Source organism: Lysobacter sp. H23M47, assembly GCF_015209765.1.
GTDB classification, from domain to species: Bacteria; Pseudomonadota; Gammaproteobacteria; order Xanthomonadales; family Xanthomonadaceae; genus Novilysobacter; species Novilysobacter avium.
The window spans coordinates 14,553-31,714 of sequence record NZ_CP063658.1; the positions used below are offsets into that span (position 1 = coordinate 14,553).

Sequence of the window (17,162 nt, forward strand, 5' to 3'; positions counted from 1 at the left end):
GCTCAGCCCATCCCGGGGAGCAGCGGGCCGCCCAGCCACAGCCAGCGTGTCATCCACGCGCTGACGATGGCGATAAGCACGGTCAGGGGCACCCCGACCCGGAGAAAGTCGCCAAACCGGTATTGGCCGGGTCCCAGGATGAGCAGATTGCCGTGATGGCCGATCGGGGTCAGGAAGGCCACCACCGCGCCCAGCGCGGTACACACCACGAACGGCGTGGGTTCCATCGACAGCGACTGCGCCAGCTCCACCGCGATCGGTCCCAGCAGGACCACTGTGGCGGAGTCGGAAAGCACCTGGGTCAGCAGGCCGGCGATCGAGAACAGCACCAGCAGGATCATCAGCACCGGCCAGTCCGCGACCACATGGCGCAAGCCGGAGGCCATCAATTGCGCGGTGCCGGTCTGCTCCATCGCAATCCCCAGCGGGATCACCCCGGCGATCATCACGAACACGCGCACGTCGATCTCGCGATAGGCCTGGCCGATGTCCACGCAACGGGTGGCGACGATGGCGACCGCGCCACACAGGAACGCCAGCGGTACCGGTAGCCACTCCAGGACGGCCGCGAGGATGGTGACCGCGAGAATCGTCAGCGCCAGCGGCGCGCGCACGCGGCGCTTGGCCTCGCCGGCAAACGGCACCAGCATCAGGAATCCATGGTGGGTGGCCAACTCTGCGAACCGGGCCGGGCGGCCCCACAGAACCAGCAGGTCGCCCTCGCGCAGGCGGGCATCCGCCAGACGGGGCGCGACATGACCCTGGCGCCGCCACAGGCCGACGATCACGGCCTTGAAGCGGTGCGAGAAATCCAGCTCGCGAATGCTGCGGCCAATGAACTCCGAGCCCGGCGCCACCACCGCCTGGACCAGCTGCGGCTTGACCTCGCCATCGCCCAGGGCCCGGGTGCCGAAGCGTGAGATGGCGTGCAAGTCGATCCCGGCGTCGTCGTGCAGCGAGGCCAGTGCGTCGGCGGACGCCTCCACCAGCAACACGTCGCCGCTGATCAGCGGGCTGGATGCACCCAGGTCGCGGCGAAGCTTGTTGTCGCGCAGCCAGCCGACCATCCGGAACTTGTCGCCGAGTGCCTTCTCCAGCTCGGCCAACGGCCGCGTGCTCCAGCGCGAGCCTTCAACGATCAACAGCTCGGTGCGGTAGCGATCGAGGCGCAGGTAGCCGTCGTCTTCCGCATCCACACCGCGTTTGGGCAGGATCCAGCGGGTCAGCAGCATGTAGGCCATGCCGATCAGCACCAGCGCGATGCCGATCGGGGTGATCGAGAACACCCCCAGGCCCTCCGCGCCCGTGCGCTTGAGCAGGTTGTTGGCGAGCAGGAACGCCGGTGCGCTGACCAGGGTCAGGCAGGTGCCCAGCGACGCCGCCAGCGACATCGGCATCAGCAGCCGCGATGGCGCCAGGCCGTTGGTCTTGGCCAGCCGTCCCATGATCGGGAGCATCATCGCCGTCACCATCACGTGGTGGGTGAATGACGCCATCACCGCAACCGCCGGCATGGTCACCGCGATCACCCGCGCCTCGCTCCTGCCCGACGCGCGGCCGATCCACTGGCCGATGTGCTCGGTGATGCCGGTCGCAGCGAGTCCGCCGGAGATGACGAACACCGCGGCGACGATGATCGCCGGCTCGCTGGAAAACCCGGAAAGCGCCTGCTCCTCGTCCAGCAGGCCCGTCACCACCAGCGCCATCAGCATCAGCATCGCGGTCACGTCCACGCGGACCCGCTCGCTGATGAACAGATACAGTCCACCGCTGAGGATCAACAGGAAGGTCAGCTGCTGCAATGTGATCGGAAGCCATGCCATTGCGCGCATTGTGCGTTAGAACCGGTGATCGTGGCGGCGGGCGCGTGTCGCCCGGACCACCGCCCCGTCACGGCGGGTGACGTTACAATCCGGCCCTCGCTCCCGCCAACGTGATGATGTCCCCAGCGGTTCGCCCACAATCCGATGACGCCCGTTTCCGTGCCGCAGTAGCGGCCACAGCGGTGGGAATGGCGATCCTGGCCATTGACGGGACCTGGCAGGAAACCAACCCGGCGCTGCGTTGCCTTCTGGCTGGTGTGGCCGGCGCTCCGACCGTCGATGGGCCGGCGCCGGGCACGCTCTTCGAGCTTGTCCAAAGCGAGCAGGCGGCGACGCTCAGGGCGGAGGTCGCGGCGCTGGTCGCCGGAGATCGTCAGGCGATCGATCGTCCGATTACCTGTCATCGCGGCGACGAGGCGCTCGAGGTTCGGGTCAATATCGCCGCCATCCGCGACACTGCAGGGCTGGCAACCGGCCTGGTAGCGCAAATCCGCGAGGACACGGGTGCTGTCCAGGCTGCGGCCCTGGATGCGATGCGTCATCAACTGCAGGCGCAGGTCGATGCGGTTGCCCACGACCTGCGCGCACCGCTGCGGTCGATCAACAATTTCTCGGGCCTGCTGGCACGCAAGCTGGACGAAGGACTGGACGCCACCTCACGCGACCACCTCGGCCGGATCCGCGGTGCCGCCTCGCGCATGTCGGGCTTGCTCGACGGCCTGGCCGAGCTGTCGCGCGCGTCCACCGCGCAGATTCGGGAGTCGCTGGTGGACATCAGCATGCTCGCCGACTGGGTCGCCGCCGAGCAGCAGGACGCCCATCCCGATCGCGAGTTCCTCATCACGGTGCAGCCCGGCCTGGGCGCCCGTGGCGACGAGCGCCTGCTGAAAACCCTGCTGGCCCAAGTGATGGACAACGCGCGCCGGTTCTCCCCCGACGGCGGCCCCGTCAGCGTTGACGTGGCAGGCACGCAGGCCGATGGCATGCTGCGCTTGTCGATACGCGACCGCGGCCGCGGATTCGACATGCGCTACCGCCACAAACTGTTTGAGCCCTTCCAGCGCCTGCACGGCGCCGATGAAGGGGCCGGTGATGGCCTCGGACTGGCCATCGCCCAGCGGATCGCCGAACGTCATGGCGGTCGCATCGATGCCGAATCCGATCCCGATTCCGGCAGTGTGTTCCACCTTTACCTGCCGGCGGCCCAGATCGCCGGTGCAGCACCTGGAGAGTAGTGCTCATGAACAAGGTCATCCTGCTGGTCGAAGACAATCCCGACGACGTCGAGTTGACGCGCCTGGCCTTTGACGAGGCGAAGATCGCCAACCAGCTGGTGGTGGTGGGCGACGGCGCTGAAGCGCTGGACTACCTGTTTGCCAAGGGCAACTACGCCGACCGTGATCCCAACGAACTGCCGTCGATCGTGCTGCTGGACCTCAACCTGCCCAAGGTCGACGGCCGCGAGGTCCTGCAGGCGGTGCGCGCCAACCCGTTGACCAAGACCCTGCCGGTGGTGGTGCTGACCACCAGCACCGAGCCCTTCGATGTGGAAGCCAGCTACTCGCTTGGGGTCAACAGCTACATCCAGAAGCCGGTGGATTTCGAGCAGTTCGTGTGGGCCGTGAAGCAGGTCGGGCTCTACTGGCTGGTGCTCAACCACGCGCGCACCTGAAACGAACGTTCGCTCACCCCGGCCCGTACAGGGCCTCGGCGCGCTGGAACAGCAGCCAACTCGTGGCGATGAACTTGTCGCCGCCTTCGGGGCGGTTGCCGCGGTGGGTATGGGTAAACGCCGCCGGGGCGATCAACACCGAGCCGGTGCGCGGCGCGACCTTGCGCCGTTGATAGAGGAACTCGGTCTCCCCCTGTGCGAAGTCGTCGTTGAGGTAGACCGTCCACAACAGGTGGCGATGCAGCGTTTCGGCTTGGGGATCGCGCGGGTAGAGCTCGCAATGCCAGTACGGGTAGCCACCGCTGCCTGCGCGGTAGCGCTGCAGGTTGATCGCGCCGGGGCGCAGCACCGTCCGCACGATTGGCGCGAGTTCCGCATCGGCCATCCCCCGCATCCGCTCCGGCGTCAGCCGCTGATGGCCGCCCTCCGCATCGGCGACCTCCAGCATGAGGGGTGCGATCAGCGTGTGCGGCCAGCGCCTCACGTACTCCAGCAGGGCGGTGAACATCGCCGCGTTCAAGGAGGCTTCGACATCGCGCCATTCGGGCTGGCCGCTGATGGTCAGGTCAAGGCTGTTCTTGAGATCGGTGTGCACGCCTCCGCCCACCTCACCCGGCCGCGCCGCGTCGCTGTTGCCGAAGCGCTCGACCAGATCCCGGCACCAGTCGCGTTCCAGGCAGTCGTGGCGGACATGGATGAAATCGTCGACCGAGGCCGATGCGGCGGTTGAACTCGGGCTGGGCGGGGTGGGGGCGGGCATGCGGACTCCATGGACGAATTGCGGATCGACGATCCGGATGATTCCTGCGTCATGCGATCGACGCTCGGTTCCGGCCCCGCATGGTCGCATCCACCGGCCGGAATTCGAAGGCGCGCGGGTGGGGGGTCCAGAGCGTGCGCCTGCGCCATACGCAACCGTTGTAACTTCAGCCGACGGAGGGGTGTTACACCGGTGATACAGGCGCGGAAATGGCGATGAACCAAGCCTGAAGCGCGTCCCGCTCAATTCACCTGCTGCCGGTGTGACAAGCGTGTGACAAGGGAGCGGTGATGCAATCCATCCGGGTCATATAAGTTACTGAAATATAATGGTTTTAAGCGTTGGCATGCATGATGCGTTATCCCCTGGACCACTCTGGGGATCGGATATGCGCTACGCAATCGCCACACCTGCGGGACTGGTGCCTTTTCTCCTCATAGCCCTCGTGCTGATGCCCGCGGGCGCGTCCGCTTCGGGCGCGCGCAAGGGCGTCCATGCCAAACACGGCGAGATGGTCCTGCTGCGCGACGTCTCGGCCCGCCACGCGGTGCGGACCAAGCCACCGGGCATGGCGCTGATCGTGGACCCCTCGCCAAAGAGCAATCTCGACGCGGTCCTCGGCACGGGCGAGCTCACCGAGGAGGAGTACGCGAGCCTGGGCGCGGGCAGCGCCGCCCGACCCGCGCCGGCGGTGACGCAGATGACCGGGCGCGCGCTGGCGCCGCTGGGATCACTGACCTCCACCACCAACGGCACCCTCTCGGGCAGCGGTATCAACCAGGCACTCGGGGTGCCGCTGGGCGCGGTGGGCAATGTCACCCGCGGCGTCGGCGACCAGGTTCGTGGCGCCCTGGCGCAGTTCCCGCTGGTCTCACCACCCACCACCACTCCACCGCCGGGAGGCTGAGATGGCGATGACCTGCTCCCGCTCATTGCCGTGTCTGGCCATTACCGCCGTGGCCACGCTTTTTTGCTCGGCCGCGATCGCCGCACAGCCCGGCGATGGCTACGCAGACATGCTCGACTATCTCGCCAGCACCCGCATCGACGGTCGTGCGTTTGTTGATTCCAGCGGCGCCGTCGGCGCCAACCTGGCAGCCGGTGACCACAACCTGCAGGCCAACCTGCGCAGTTTCGCCAGTGGCGGCCAGGCCGGTTCCATCGCCAGCGCCCGTCAGCAGCACGACAACAATCACATCGGCACGCCCACGCATGCGTCCGCCACGATCGGTGGCGTGGCGTTCGGCCATGCCAGCGGGCTGGTGTCGATCAATCAGGCCAGCGGAAGCGGCAACGCGGAGACCAACCTCGTTGCCGCTGCACTGGCGCACCAGGGCATACGCGAATCGACCGACGGCAGCCTGCTGTCGGCCGTGTCCGCGTCAGCAGGGGGGCAGGCGTCCCCGAATCCGGACGTGGCCAGACCCGGCACGCGCAACGTCGCGGTGGAATCCACCGCCATGCAGGGGTTCGAAGGAATTCTGCAACTCAACCAGATCGCGGGGTCCGGCAACAGCATCAGCAACCAGCTGGCGCTGTCTGTCGAGGGACACCCGTGAGTCGTTCCCGTTCAAGTGGTACCACGAGAGAGAGAGGATGAAGCAATGAATGTCAGGATCCGGAAAACCGCCATCGCATTGGCCGTCACCACACTGCTCGCCAGCCCGCTGGCCTTCGCCCAGAGCGTGGATGACCCCAATGTCAGTGCAGATATCCTGCACAACCACGTCGTCGTGGAGGACTGGGACATCACCGTTGACGACACCCGCAACACCATCGTTTACAACGACACCACCAACAACACGTCCGACAGCTCCAGTGTCAGCAATGACACCAGCAATTCGGTGAGCGACTCGTACTCGAGCGACTGGTCCAGCGATGTGTCGATCAACGATGACCGCAGCTACAGCACCTCGGTCGACAATAGCACCAGCAATGCGGTGAGTGACTCGTACTCCAGTGACACGTCCATCACCGATGATCGTGCCTACACCTGGTCCAACGACGTCACCGAGAACATCGAGCGCACCGAGGTGGTCAACTCCGACGTGCGCAAGGAAGGCAACGAGCACCAGGTATCGGTCTCGCTGAAGAAGGACCTGTCGTTGAGCTCGGACATCAGCTTTACCGGCAACCCGACGATCAGCGGCGATATCGAACTGGATTCGGCGGCCATTGCCATCGTCGACAACCGCCAGTCCTCCAGCAACAACCTCGGCATGAACGACATGCTCAGCAACGAGGCGTCGATCGAGGACGATGTCGGATCGGATGCTTCCGGCAACCTGGCCTTCAACGTCGCCGCCGGTGACAACAACGTGCAGGACAACGCGGCTGCCCTGTCGGCGGCGGATGCGAGCTTCGCCTTCGGCATGGCCGATGCGGAAGTCTTCGTCAACCAGGCGGGCAGCGGCAACCTCACCATGAACAGCGGTGTCACCAACGACGCCAGCATGGGTGGCAACGCGTTCAGTGCGGCCTCCGGCAACATCGGGGTCAACATTGCCGCTGGCAACAACAACCAGCAGAAAAATGCGCTGGCCGCGTCGGTGGCCACGAGTGCCTACGCCCAGTCGAGCGTGAGTTCCAACCAGAACAGCTCGGGCAACGTAACCGACAACGCCGGACATTACGAGCGACGCACCGAGACCGTGGCGATCGACCTGAGCGGCACGGTGGACGGCTTCACGATCGCCGAGGGTTACGGTGGCTATGAGGGCACGTCGCAAGGCAGCTTCGAGGGCAGCAGCACGGCATCGCTGTCGGGCTTTGCCGATCAGATCGGCGACGTGTATCCCGACATGTGGTCCAACGGGGCCAATGACGACTCGTCCAATCCGCATCCGGGCGGCAGCCTGATGGGCCACTTCGACCTGGATACCGATACCCAGGGCGGCTCCGACCTCAACGGCGACGGCGGCGCGCTGGCGTTTGGCGTCGACATGGACGGCGAAGGGTCGGTCTCGGGCACGACCGATTCCAGCCAGTCCGGTGAGCTGGGCTTCATGGAGCTGGGTTACGCGGCACTGGATGCCAGCCTGAGCGGCAGCGTGACCAACTCGTACTGGATCGCAGTGGACGCGACCAACACGGCGAGCCTGTCGGGCAGCGCGTTCAGCGCGGCCTCCGGAAACATCGGCGTCAACGTCGCCGCCGGTACCGGCAACCTGCAGGCCAACAGCCTCTCCCTCGCGGTCGCCCAGCCCTCAACGGGCGCTGGCGGCGGTGGCGGCGGCGGCGAACAGTAAGCCAGGAGCGTAACCCCGGTCACCCTCCCCTGTGACCGGGTCCCGAAAGCCCCGCTCTCCTTTCCCCCGGGAGCGGGGCTTTCCCTTTCAACGGTGGAGTGACATGACCCGATTCCTGCAGATGCTGGCAACCGGCTGCGTGCTGGCGTGGCCGGTGTTCGCGCCGTCCGCACTGGCCGGCGAGATCGCGTTCAGCGGGGTGCTGCCCAACGGCGGCCTTTACACCCGCAACGTGGAGAGCATGCGCGAAGGTCGCTTCCGCAACATCGTGCGGCAACAGACCGATTACAGCTGCGGCGCCTCGGCGCTGGCGACCATCCTGCGCTACGCCTACCACCTCGATGCCGATGAGACGACGGTGATCCAGGGCATGCTGGGCATCGCCGATGCCGAGCTGGTGGAGCAGCGGGGATTCTCGTTGCTGGACATCAAGCGCTATGTGGAGTCGCTGGGCATGCGCGGGCGTGGCTACCGGATCAGTGAAGAGCGCCTGCGTTCGCTGCGGGTGCCCGGCCTGGTGTTGATGGATGTGCGCGGATTCCGCCACTTCGTCGTGCTCAAGCAGGTGGCCGGCGAATACGCCGAAATCGCCGATCCGATCCTCGGCAACCGCAGTGTGCCGATCGGGGAATTCCTCGAGTCCTGGCCGTCGCGAGCGGTGTTCGTCGTTATAGGAAGTGACTTTGACCGCAACACGGCGTTGCTGCAGCCGTCCGAGCGCCCCAGTGCGCGCGCCTTGCTGGCCATGCAGCGACCGATCAGTGAGGCCGACCTGCTGGACTTCGGTTTCACCCACGCCGATCTCTTTTGAAGGAGCGCGATCATGCGCCGACTGTATTCCCACCTCATCACCGCCGGCTTCGGGCTGGGCCTGCTGCTGGCGACAGCGGCCCAGGCGAGCGGCCTGCAGGCCGTTGCGGCCGCTGCCGGGGGTGCGCTTTCGGCACCACCTACTTCAGCTGACGCGCCTGCTGTTCGCCGCGCGACAGGCATGGCCGAAATCCCCGATCCCGAGCTGGCGACCATGCGCGGGCGCTACACCGTGGGCGACCATCAGGTGGCCTGGTTCGGTGTGTCGATGATCTCGACGTGGCAGACCGCGTCCGGCCAGACCCTGGAGGGCACGCTGCTGCTGGGCATGGACTTCTCCCAGGGCGGTCGCCCGGTGGTCAGCTTCACGCCGACGGTCAACATCACAGCGGTTGATGCCCCGGTGACAGGCAGCGACGGTATTGCCCGCGGCGTTGATGCGTCCGGGCTGGCCAACGTGTCGGGCATGACCCAGAGCGTGCAGGTGGCCGGTGACGGCAACATCGCCGCCAACGTCACCCGTCTGAACGTGCGTGCTGGTGACGCGCCGGCCGCCGCCGCATCGGCGCCCGGCAACGCCACCAGCCGTGTCGGCGACGCCGCGGCAAGTGCCGGGTTTGACGGCGGCAGTGCCAAGGTCTTGTTGCAGGTCCAGGGACAGGGTGCGGTCCAGCAGTGGATCCGCAACGGCAGCCTGGGGCAGTCGATCCAGCTGACCAGCGATCACCAGCAGGTCAGCAACCGGATGGAGATCGACCTCGTCCGCCAGTCCCTCGCGTCCAATGCGCAGCTGGCGCAGAACGTGGCCCAGGCGATACAGATGACGCGCGGGATCGGGCCGGGAGGTTACTGAGATGGAGCAGGCAGGCGCATGGACGGCGGGCGCGTGGAACGAGACGGTTTGCAGCGCGGGCACAATCGCAACGGGAACCGCGAACCGCGCGGACAGCGAAGGTGAGGCATGAAGGTCCTGTCCACGGCCATTGCCCTGGTTCTGGCCGGCGCAACGCCGTTCGCCGCATTGGCCCAGCAAGCCCAGCCGGCCCGGCAAGCCCAGCCGACAGGGGCGGGCTCGGAGCGCAGCGTCGATCCGCAGGACCAGGCCGATGTGCGTGCGCTGCTCGCCGAGCTGGAGGCACTCAAGGGCAGCTACGCCCGGGAGGTCCGTCGCCTGCGTGAGCTGGATATGCGCGTGCAGGCGCTGCAGGCACGGGTGGACGGCAAGACCCTGCCCGTCCAGCCGGCGCCGTCAGCGGTCGCGAGCAGCCCGTCGCCCGCACCGGTGGCGACGCCATCGGCTGCCGCCCCGCCGGCGTCCGCGGACGGCTACGCGAGCAGCCCCGCAGAAGCGGCCGAGGCCAAGGAAGCCTCCAAGCGCAGCGTTGATGACGTGAAACAGCAGGTGGCGGCGGTGTTCGATCGCCGGCTCACCCTGGAGAACGCGGTCACCTACAACCGCTACGACCGCAAGCAACTGACCCTGACCGGCTTCCTCGCGCTGGACGCGATATTCCTGGGCAACATCGCCATCGAGAACGTCGAGTCCGACACCCTGACCTACAACTTCGCCGCCCGCTACGGGCTCAACCCGCGCCTGACGCTGAACCTGGACGTGCCCTACATCGCGCGCAAGACGGTCTACCAGAAGGGTGGTGCGGGCGGATCGGCGGGTGCCGTGGCCCAGGAGGACACGTTCGGGCACGGCTTTGGCGATGTCACCGTGAGCGGCAACTACCGGATGTTCATGGAAAGTCCGCGCTGGCCGGAGACCGTGCTCACGCTGGGCGTCACCGCCCCCACCGGGCGCGAGCCGTACGGAATTTCCTGGGAAGTGCTTGAGCGCGATGACGATGGCTTCATCCGCTTCGCCGTACCCGAGGAGGAGCCCACCGGCAATGGCGTCTGGCAGACCAACGTGGGCGTGTCGGTGGTGAAGACTGCCGATCCCGCGATCCTGTTCGGCAACTTCGGCTACATCCATTCCTTCCGCAACAGCTTTGACGACCTCGACAACAACCCGGAAACCGTCAATCCCGGTGATGTGCAGCTGGGGCGCAGCTTCTACTTTGGCGCCGGCGTGGCGTTCGCGTTCAACGAGCGCACCAGCCTGAGCATCTCCTACAGCGACAAGCTGAGCGCCCGTGCGCGCACCCGCTACGACGGCCAGGAGTGGACGAAGATCATCGGCAGCGACGCCAACGCAGGCATGTTCAACCTGGGCGTGACCTACGCGCTGAACCAGCACACCACCCTGGTCAGCTCGCTGGGCATCGGCCTGACCCCGGATGCACCGGATTTCAGCCTGGTGTTCAAGGTGCCGTACATGCTGTGAGCGTGACCCGCGCGACGCGGGGGTCGGTTTCGGCGTTCGTGGTAGGCTCGCGCGTCAGCGCAGTTGCGCGAGATCCAGCTTGTGCTTGCGGCACAGGCGATACACAGTCACCCGGGACACCTTCAGCCGGCGTGCGGTTTCGCTGATGTTGAATCCACTCTCGCGCAGGCAGGCCAGGATCGTCTCGCGTTCGGCGGACTCGCGGGCGGTGTCGAGCGCGCCGTCACCCGCAGGCGGCTGCGGCTTGCCGCACAGGCCCAGCTCCTGTGCGCTGATCAGCTCGCCGTTGGCGATGACCGCCGCGCGCTGCACCCGGTTGATCAGCTCGCGTACGTGTCCGGGCCAATCAAACCCCAGCATGGCCTTCTGCGCATCCGCGCTGAAGGCGCGCGCGCGGGTCGGGTTCGATTCCCGGAACGCACTCAGGAAATGCCCTGCCAGCAGGAGGATGTCCTGGCCGCGCTCGTGCAGTGGTGGCATGTGCAGCCGCAGGACATTGAGGCGGTAGAACAGGTCATTGCGGAACCTGCCGGCCGCGACCGCGGCTTCCAGATCGACATTGGTGGCCGCCAGCACCCGCACATCCACCGGAATCGATTCGTGGCTGCCCACGCGTTGCACGCTGTGTTCCTGCAGCACGCGCAACAGGTTGGTCTGCGCTTCCAGCGGGAGGTCGCCGATCTCGTCCAGGAACACCGTGCCGCCGTTGGCGCTCTCGAACAGCCCGGTGCGCCGCGCATTGGCACCGGTAAAGGCACCACGTTCGTGTCCGAAGAGTTCCGACTGGACCAGATTGGGCGACAGCGCGCCGCAGTTGACCGCAGCGAAACGCGCGTGGCGACGCACCGACAGCTCGTGCAGCACGCGCGCGGCAACATCCTTGCCGGTGCCGGTCTGGCCGGTGATGAGCACGGGCAGGTCGACCGGTGCGAACTTGCGGATGGTGCCGTGGATGTCCCGCATCGCGGGGCTGGCGCCGATAAGCGCATCCAACGCGTGGATGGGATTGCTGAGCGGATCATGCGCCAGGCGGCCCAGGGTCTGGATCAGCCGGGACAGGTCCAGCGGTGCGGTCAGGATCGCTGCGCACTGGTCCAGAACGCGGTGGCGGGCCGGCGAGTGGCTGGTCTCTCCGGGCACAACCGCCAGCAATGACAGGTAATCGTGGTCATCGGTGAGACGCTCCAGCCGGTCCAGGCAGCCGTGGCTGCCGTCGCGAAGGTCCAGCACGCCGACCACGGTGTCGCCTGCGCGCAGTCCGATCCCATCGTCGGCATTGGCTGCACGCACCTGCCAGCCGGCGGCGCCCAGGGCGGCGCGTTCGTGGCGCAGCGGTTCTCCGAACCAGATCACGCATTGCGTGGGAAGCGCTGGAACAACAGCCATGGGTTCCCCCAAATGACGCCTGGGTAAAACGCGGCCGGATTCCCCTGTCAAGCCGACTGCCGTCTCCCTCCTGATACGGGTTTCAAATGCCGGCGGCGACACTCGGGTCGCCGCGCGGCGGCGGGTACTGGATAACAACGCAGCGCCGCGGCAATCCCGGACACCATGATGAACAGGCCGCGTGGCGACGATTCCTCGCTACCGCGGTCAGTCGGGGCGTTCCTGATCGAAGTCGTGGTGGTAGCGGACCGCCGCCTCGACCTCGTTGCGCGAGCCCAGGAACACCGGCACGCGCTGGTGCAAACCGGTGGGCGTCACTTCCAGCATGCGCTGGCGGCCGGTACTGGCGGCGCCGCCGGCCTGCTCGACCAGCATCGCCATCGGGTTGGCCTCGTACATCAGGCGCAGCTTGCCCCCCTTTGCCTCGCACTTGGCATCCAGCGGGTAGCTGAAGATACCGCCGCGGGTCAGCAGGCGGTGCACGTCGGCGACCATGCTGGCGACCCAGCGCATGTTGAAGTCCTTGCCGCGTGAACCGGTCTTTCCGGCCAGCAGGTCGGCCACGTAGGCCTGCATCGGCGGCTGCCAGTGGCGCTGGTTGGACATGTTGACCGCGAATTCCTGCGTCTCCTCCGGAATGCGCATGCCGCGCGTGGTCAGGGTGAAGCTGCCGATCTCGCGGTCCAGGGTGAAGGCGTGGGTGCCGTGGCCGATGGTCAGCACGAGCGTCGTGTTGGGGCCGTAGGTGCAGTAGCCGGCGACCAGCTGCTCGGTGCCCGGCTGCAGGTAGTGCTCATCGGCCGGCTTTGTCACGCCCTCGGGGCAGCGCAGCACCGAGAAGATCGTGCCCACCGAGATGTTCACATCGATGTTGGAGCTGCCATCCAGCGGATCGAACAGCAGCAGGTAGTTGCCCGCCGGTGAGCCGTCCGGGCTCAGGTCCTGGATCGGCACGCTGTGGTCCATTTCCTCCGACGCCAGACCGGCCAGGTGGCCGCCCCAGGCGTTGGCCTCCATCAGCACGTCGTTGGCGATCACGTCGAGCTTCTTCTGCGCCTCGCCCTGGACGTTGATGCTGGCCTGGCCCGGGGTCCCCGCATCGCCCAGCACGCCGCCCAGCGCGCCCTTGCCGACCTCGATCGAGATACGCTTGCAGGCGCGGGTCACCACTTCGATCAGCAGGCGCAGGTCGGGGCGGATATGGCCGGCGCGCTCCTCCTCGATCAGGAACCGGGTGAGCGAGTAGGGGCTGTTGGGGCGATTGGGCGTCATCGTGGCGCTCCGGGGCAGTGGCGATGGCGGCATTGTAAGCCGCCGCCCGCGTTCCGGCCCGAGTGCCTCAATCCTCGATGACGACCCCGCCTTCTTCCAGCAGGGCGCGCAATGGGGCCAGCTGCTCGCGGTAGAGCTTCCACCGGCCCACCGCGCCGGCATGCAAGGGCTCGCGGACCTGCCCCGCACTGGCGGTTGCCACCGGCGCCGGATGACTCGCGAAGTCCAGGCAGGCCGGGTCCCAGGTCAGGCCGGCGCCTTCCAGCAGGCGGCGCGTCCCGCCTTCCTGATCGGCAACCAGCGCTTCGTAGTCGACCTGGATGATGCGACCCGGGAAATGGCGGTCCCAGTGCGCCATCAGGCGGTCGAACAGCAGGTAGTAGCGACCGATGTCGAGCAGGTCATAGGAGTAGCCGAAGTAGGGCGATTCGGGGCCGAACAGCAGACGGAAGTTGCCCAGGCAGGTGTCCATGGGATTGCGTCGCACACTCACCAGCGTGGCATGGGGCAGCGCCCGGGCGATGTAGCCCAGATAGAGGAAGTTGTGCGGCAGCTTGTCGGTAAACCGCGGAAGTTGGCCAGTGAGCGGACGTGTGCCCGCCAAATATCGTTCGCCGAGCGCGGCCCAGTCGCGGACGCGGCCGGCAGCGATGTGGGCCGGATCGAACATGCGGAAGCCGTCACCGCCCATGGCCTCCTTCCACGCGGCGCCGAACTGGTGCAGCTCACCGGCTGACTGCACCTGCGGATGGCTGGCAAGGATGCGGTCGACCAGGGTCGTGCCGGAGCGGGGCATCCCGAGGATGAAGATCGGCTCGCGGCTGGGGTGGCCGTTGCCCGCGGGTGGATGATCGACGCTGCGTGCGAGGGCGTCGAACAGTGCTGCGTCCTGCGCACTGGAGTAGCCCATCAGCTGCCGGGGCGCCGATTTGCCGCGCACCAGGTGCGCGAACGCCTGCGGATACTCGCCCAGATCCTCCAGCTCCTTGGCCAGCGCCATGTTGAGGTAGACCGTCGCCGTCACGCTGTTGCCCGGGCGGGCGAGCAGGGCGCGCAGACAATCTACGTGGTTGCTTTCGGCGGTTTGCCGGCGCAACCGGGACAACGCCAGATGAGCCTGCCAGTGCAGCGGGGCCACGGCGATGCAGGCTTCGTACTCACGCTCCGCCGCCGCAACGCGACCGTGGTAGGTCAGCGAGGTGGCCAGGTTGTACCGGTAGCCGGGATCGTCCGGCGCCAACGCAACTGCGCGCTGGAATGCGGCCAACGCGCGCTCGTGCAGATGGCATTGGGTCAGCACGTCGCCGGCGCGGTCGTGGGTCAGCGCGTCGTCGGGTGCCAGCTGCAGGGCACGCTGGACCTGTTCCATCGCGCCCGCGCTGTCGTGCGCCATTGCCAGGGCGCGTGCCAGGTACAGCGCTATCGCGGGGTTATGCGGGTCCAGTGCGGCCGCTTGCTGCAATGGCGCAACCGCTTGATGCGGCTGCTGGCGCTGCAAGGCGTTGGCACCCGCGGCGAGCAGCGATTGCGCGGAGGGAACGGCTGTGTCCGGGTTTGAGGTCATGACGGTAGTGCGAAGCGAATGACCGGTCCTGACGCCGGCCAGTGTGCGTTCGTCCGCGCGAGGAATCCGCGGATGATACGTGGCGCGGCTCAGACGTCGCCGTCGTTGAGCCAGCCCTCGCCCGTGCCGCGGTGGAACACCTTGTCGGTGTCGAGCACGTCGCCGGCCGGAATCGCGTCCATCGCGGCGAGCTTGGTGTAGATCGGGGCGAAGTCCGGTCCGGTCGCGTCCATCAGTTGCTGGAAGCTGTCGATGACGAAGTAGGTCTTCTGGTAGGTGTCGATGCGGTAGCGGGTGCGCATGATCCGCTCCAGATCGAAACCGATCCGGTTGGGCGCATCGCTTTGCAGGCAGTGGATCGACTCGCCCTTGGACGAAACGATGCCGCTGCCGTAGATCCGCAGGCCGTCCTTTTGCTGGATCAGGCCGAACTCGACCGTGTACCAGTACAGCCGGGTCAGGTTGACCAGGGCGTCGCTGCCGATGCCGTGGGCCTTGACGCCGCCGCGCCCGTAGGCGGCCATGTAGTCGGCGAACACGGGGTTCATCAGCAGCGGGACATGGCCGAAGAGGTCGTGGAACAGGTCCGGCTCGGCGAGGTAATCCAGCTGATCCTCGCGGCGGATCCACCAGGTGACCGGGAAACGCCGGTTGGCCAGGTGCTGGAAGAATTCCAGCTCCGGCAGCAGGCCTTCCACACCGATCAGCTCCCAGCCCGTCGCCGCGTGCAGGATGGGGTTGAGGTCGGCGAATTTAGGAATGCGGTCGGCGGTCATCTCCATCGCCCCCAGCGCAGCGATGAACTCGTCGCTGGCCAGGCCCGGCAGGATGGCTTTCTGGCGCTCGAACAGCTGCGCCCAGACCGCGTGGTCAGCGTCGGTGTAGCTGTCCCACGGCTGCTCCACGATCGCGGTCGTGTAGACCGGCACGTAACCCTTTTCGGTGAGCTGGGATTCGGTGCGGCGGGCTGTTTCCATGGGAGCTCCTCGTTGACGGCGCGGGTCACCAACCACTGTAGCGTCTGGTGCACGCAAGTGCGTGATCAGGACCGATTGCGGGCTTCCAGCTGCGCCGCTGCTGAAGCAGTCGGGCGTGGACCACATCAATCCCGGTTTCGTGCCGCGTGACGGCAAGACGTTCCACCGGACGCGCCGTTGCCGGCCGGTGCGTCAGCGTGAGTCGGCGCCAGCCGTGCAATCAGGCGTGCGGCGCAGCAGGCTGCCGATGCGCGACTGCTCCTGCGCGCAGCGCTCGGCCTCCGCCGCTGCCTCCTGCGCCGACTTGCGCGCCGCGGCTGCGGCCGCCTGGCGGGCGGCAAGGGTGGCCTCGGCGACACGCTCCTTGTGCATCTTCGCCAGCGCCGCGCGAATCTGTGGCAACGCCGCCATTGCGGCTTTCTCGCCTTCCAGGATCGCGTTGTTGCGCTGCTCGAAACTGGCCGGCCCGATCTCGTCGACCCGCGGTCGGATGACGACGTCGGCCCGGGCCAGCTCCTGCGCGCCAAGCTTGCGGCCCATGATGGCAATGGACTGGTTGACGTTGCCCAGCAGGCTGCCCGGCGCCTTGCCGCTGGCAATGGTGGAGATGTCCACGGCGATCACGAAGTCCGCGCCCAGCTCGCGCGCGGCATCCACCGGCACCGGACTGACGATGCCACCGTCCACGTAGTGCAGGCCGCCGATGAGCGTCGGCTCGAACACGCCGGGAATGCTGCTGGACGCGCGCACCGCCTGACCGGTGTTGCCGCGCACGAACACGGTGCGCTTGCCGGTCTCCAGCTGGGTGGACACCACGGCGAACGGCTTGGCCATCCTGTCCAGCGTGCGTCCGCCGACCAGCTCGTTGACGTAGTCCTGCAGCTTCTGGCCCTTGATCACCCCACCTGAGAACAGGCTCACGTCGCGGATCTTCGACTCGTCCAGCGCGAAGGCCTGGCGCTGCATCTGGAAGGAATCCATGCCGCTGGCATACAGCGCGCCGACCACGCTGCCCGCGCTGGTGCCGGACACGACGACAGGTTCCATGCCGTTGGCCTCGAGCATCTTGATTACGCCGATGTGGGCGAATCCCTTGGCCGCGCCGCCGCCCAGGGCCACGCCGATCCGGGGCGGGGGAACGCTGACCGGCGCAACCGGCGCGGCGATGGCAGGCGCGGGGTCGGGCCGGGTATTGCCGCCGCACGCGGCCAGGACGATGCCCGCGCTCAGGGTCAGCCAGTGACGGGGGCGGATCAGGGTTTTCAGCCGCATGGCGACAGGTACATTGAATGACGGGACGGCAAGGATAGTGCCCGGC

Annotated in this window: 15 protein-coding genes; 8 read left to right on the forward strand and 7 right to left on the reverse strand. The window is 67.1% G+C overall.

The annotated features are described in order from the left end of the window. Positions 1-2: 2 nt before the first annotated feature. Complete coding sequence (locus INQ43_RS00070) at positions 3-1,823, reverse strand: SLC13 family permease (protein WP_228062543.1); 1,821 nt, start codon at positions 1,821-1,823, stop codon at positions 3-5. 188 nt (positions 1,824-2,011) lie between these two features. On the opposite strand from INQ43_RS00070, the gene INQ43_RS00075 reads away from it, so the two are divergent. After that, entirely contained in the window at positions 2,012-3,058 is a 1,047-nt protein-coding gene (locus INQ43_RS00075) for an ATP-binding protein (protein WP_194034624.1), read from the forward strand. Positions 3,059-3,063: 5 nt separating this feature from the next. Then, complete coding sequence (locus INQ43_RS00080) at positions 3,064-3,495, forward strand: response regulator (protein WP_194034625.1); 432 nt, start codon at positions 3,064-3,066, stop codon at positions 3,493-3,495. Positions 3,496-3,508: 13 nt separating this feature from the next. On the opposite strand, the gene INQ43_RS00085 is transcribed toward INQ43_RS00080, so the two are convergent. Then, the gene (locus INQ43_RS00085; RefSeq protein ID WP_194036715.1) at positions 3,509-4,255 is read right to left on the reverse strand and encodes a 2OG-Fe(II) oxygenase; all 747 of its coding nucleotides are present in this window, start codon (positions 4,253-4,255) and stop codon (positions 3,509-3,511) included. A gap of 421 nt (positions 4,256-4,676) precedes the next feature. Between INQ43_RS00085 and INQ43_RS00090 the strand changes: the two genes are divergently transcribed. The 6 genes from INQ43_RS00090 (at position 4,677) to INQ43_RS00115 (ending at position 10,645) form a co-directional block, all read left to right on the forward strand. Further along, positions 4,677-5,162, forward strand: coding sequence for a hypothetical protein (locus INQ43_RS00090; protein ID WP_228062544.1), 486 nt, complete (start codon positions 4,677-4,679; stop codon positions 5,160-5,162). A gap of 7 nt (positions 5,163-5,169) precedes the next feature. After that, positions 5,170-5,814, forward strand: coding sequence for a hypothetical protein (locus INQ43_RS00095; protein ID WP_228062545.1), 645 nt, complete (start codon positions 5,170-5,172; stop codon positions 5,812-5,814). 45 nt (positions 5,815-5,859) lie between these two features. Next, a complete protein-coding gene (locus tag INQ43_RS00100) occupies positions 5,860-7,503 on the forward strand; it encodes an adhesin (protein ID WP_194036717.1) in 1,644 nt (547 codons plus the stop codon). Between the two features lie 121 nt (positions 7,504-7,624). Beyond that, entirely contained in the window at positions 7,625-8,314 is a 690-nt protein-coding gene (locus tag INQ43_RS00105) for a C39 family peptidase (RefSeq protein WP_228062703.1), read from the forward strand. 12 nt (positions 8,315-8,326) lie between these two features. Then, positions 8,327-9,166, forward strand: coding sequence for a hypothetical protein (locus INQ43_RS00110; RefSeq protein WP_228062546.1), 840 nt, complete (start codon positions 8,327-8,329; stop codon positions 9,164-9,166). Positions 9,167-9,274: 108 nt separating this feature from the next. Continuing rightward, positions 9,275-10,645: a hypothetical protein gene (locus tag INQ43_RS00115; protein ID WP_194036718.1), complete on the forward strand. Its 1,371-nt coding sequence runs from the start codon at positions 9,275-9,277 to the stop codon at positions 10,643-10,645. A 54-nt stretch (positions 10,646-10,699) separates the two neighbouring features. Here INQ43_RS00115 and INQ43_RS00120 read toward each other — a convergent pair whose 3' ends face one another. The 5 genes from INQ43_RS00120 to INQ43_RS00140 form a co-directional block, all read right to left on the reverse strand. Next, positions 10,700-12,031 carry a sigma-54 dependent transcriptional regulator gene (locus tag INQ43_RS00120; protein WP_194036719.1) on the reverse strand — a complete coding sequence of 444 codons (1,332 nt, stop codon included), beginning with the start codon at positions 12,029-12,031 and terminating at the stop codon, positions 10,700-10,702. A 207-nt stretch (positions 12,032-12,238) separates the two neighbouring features. After that, positions 12,239-13,303, reverse strand: a complete 1,065-nt coding sequence (locus tag INQ43_RS00125; protein WP_194036720.1) for a class 1 fructose-bisphosphatase — start codon at positions 13,301-13,303, stop codon at positions 12,239-12,241. 67 nt (positions 13,304-13,370) lie between these two features. Continuing rightward, positions 13,371-14,867 (reverse strand): sulfotransferase, encoded by a 1,497-nt coding sequence (locus tag INQ43_RS00130; RefSeq protein ID WP_194036721.1) that lies wholly within the window; start codon positions 14,865-14,867, stop codon positions 13,371-13,373. 89 nt (positions 14,868-14,956) lie between these two features. After that, a complete protein-coding gene (phhA, locus tag INQ43_RS00135; protein ID WP_194036722.1) occupies positions 14,957-15,844 on the reverse strand; it encodes a phenylalanine 4-monooxygenase in 888 nt (295 codons plus the stop codon). 192 nt (positions 15,845-16,036) lie between these two features. Then, complete coding sequence (locus tag INQ43_RS00140) at positions 16,037-17,116, reverse strand: patatin-like phospholipase family protein (RefSeq protein ID WP_194036723.1); 1,080 nt, start codon at positions 17,114-17,116, stop codon at positions 16,037-16,039. Positions 17,117-17,162: the final 46 nt, after the last annotated feature.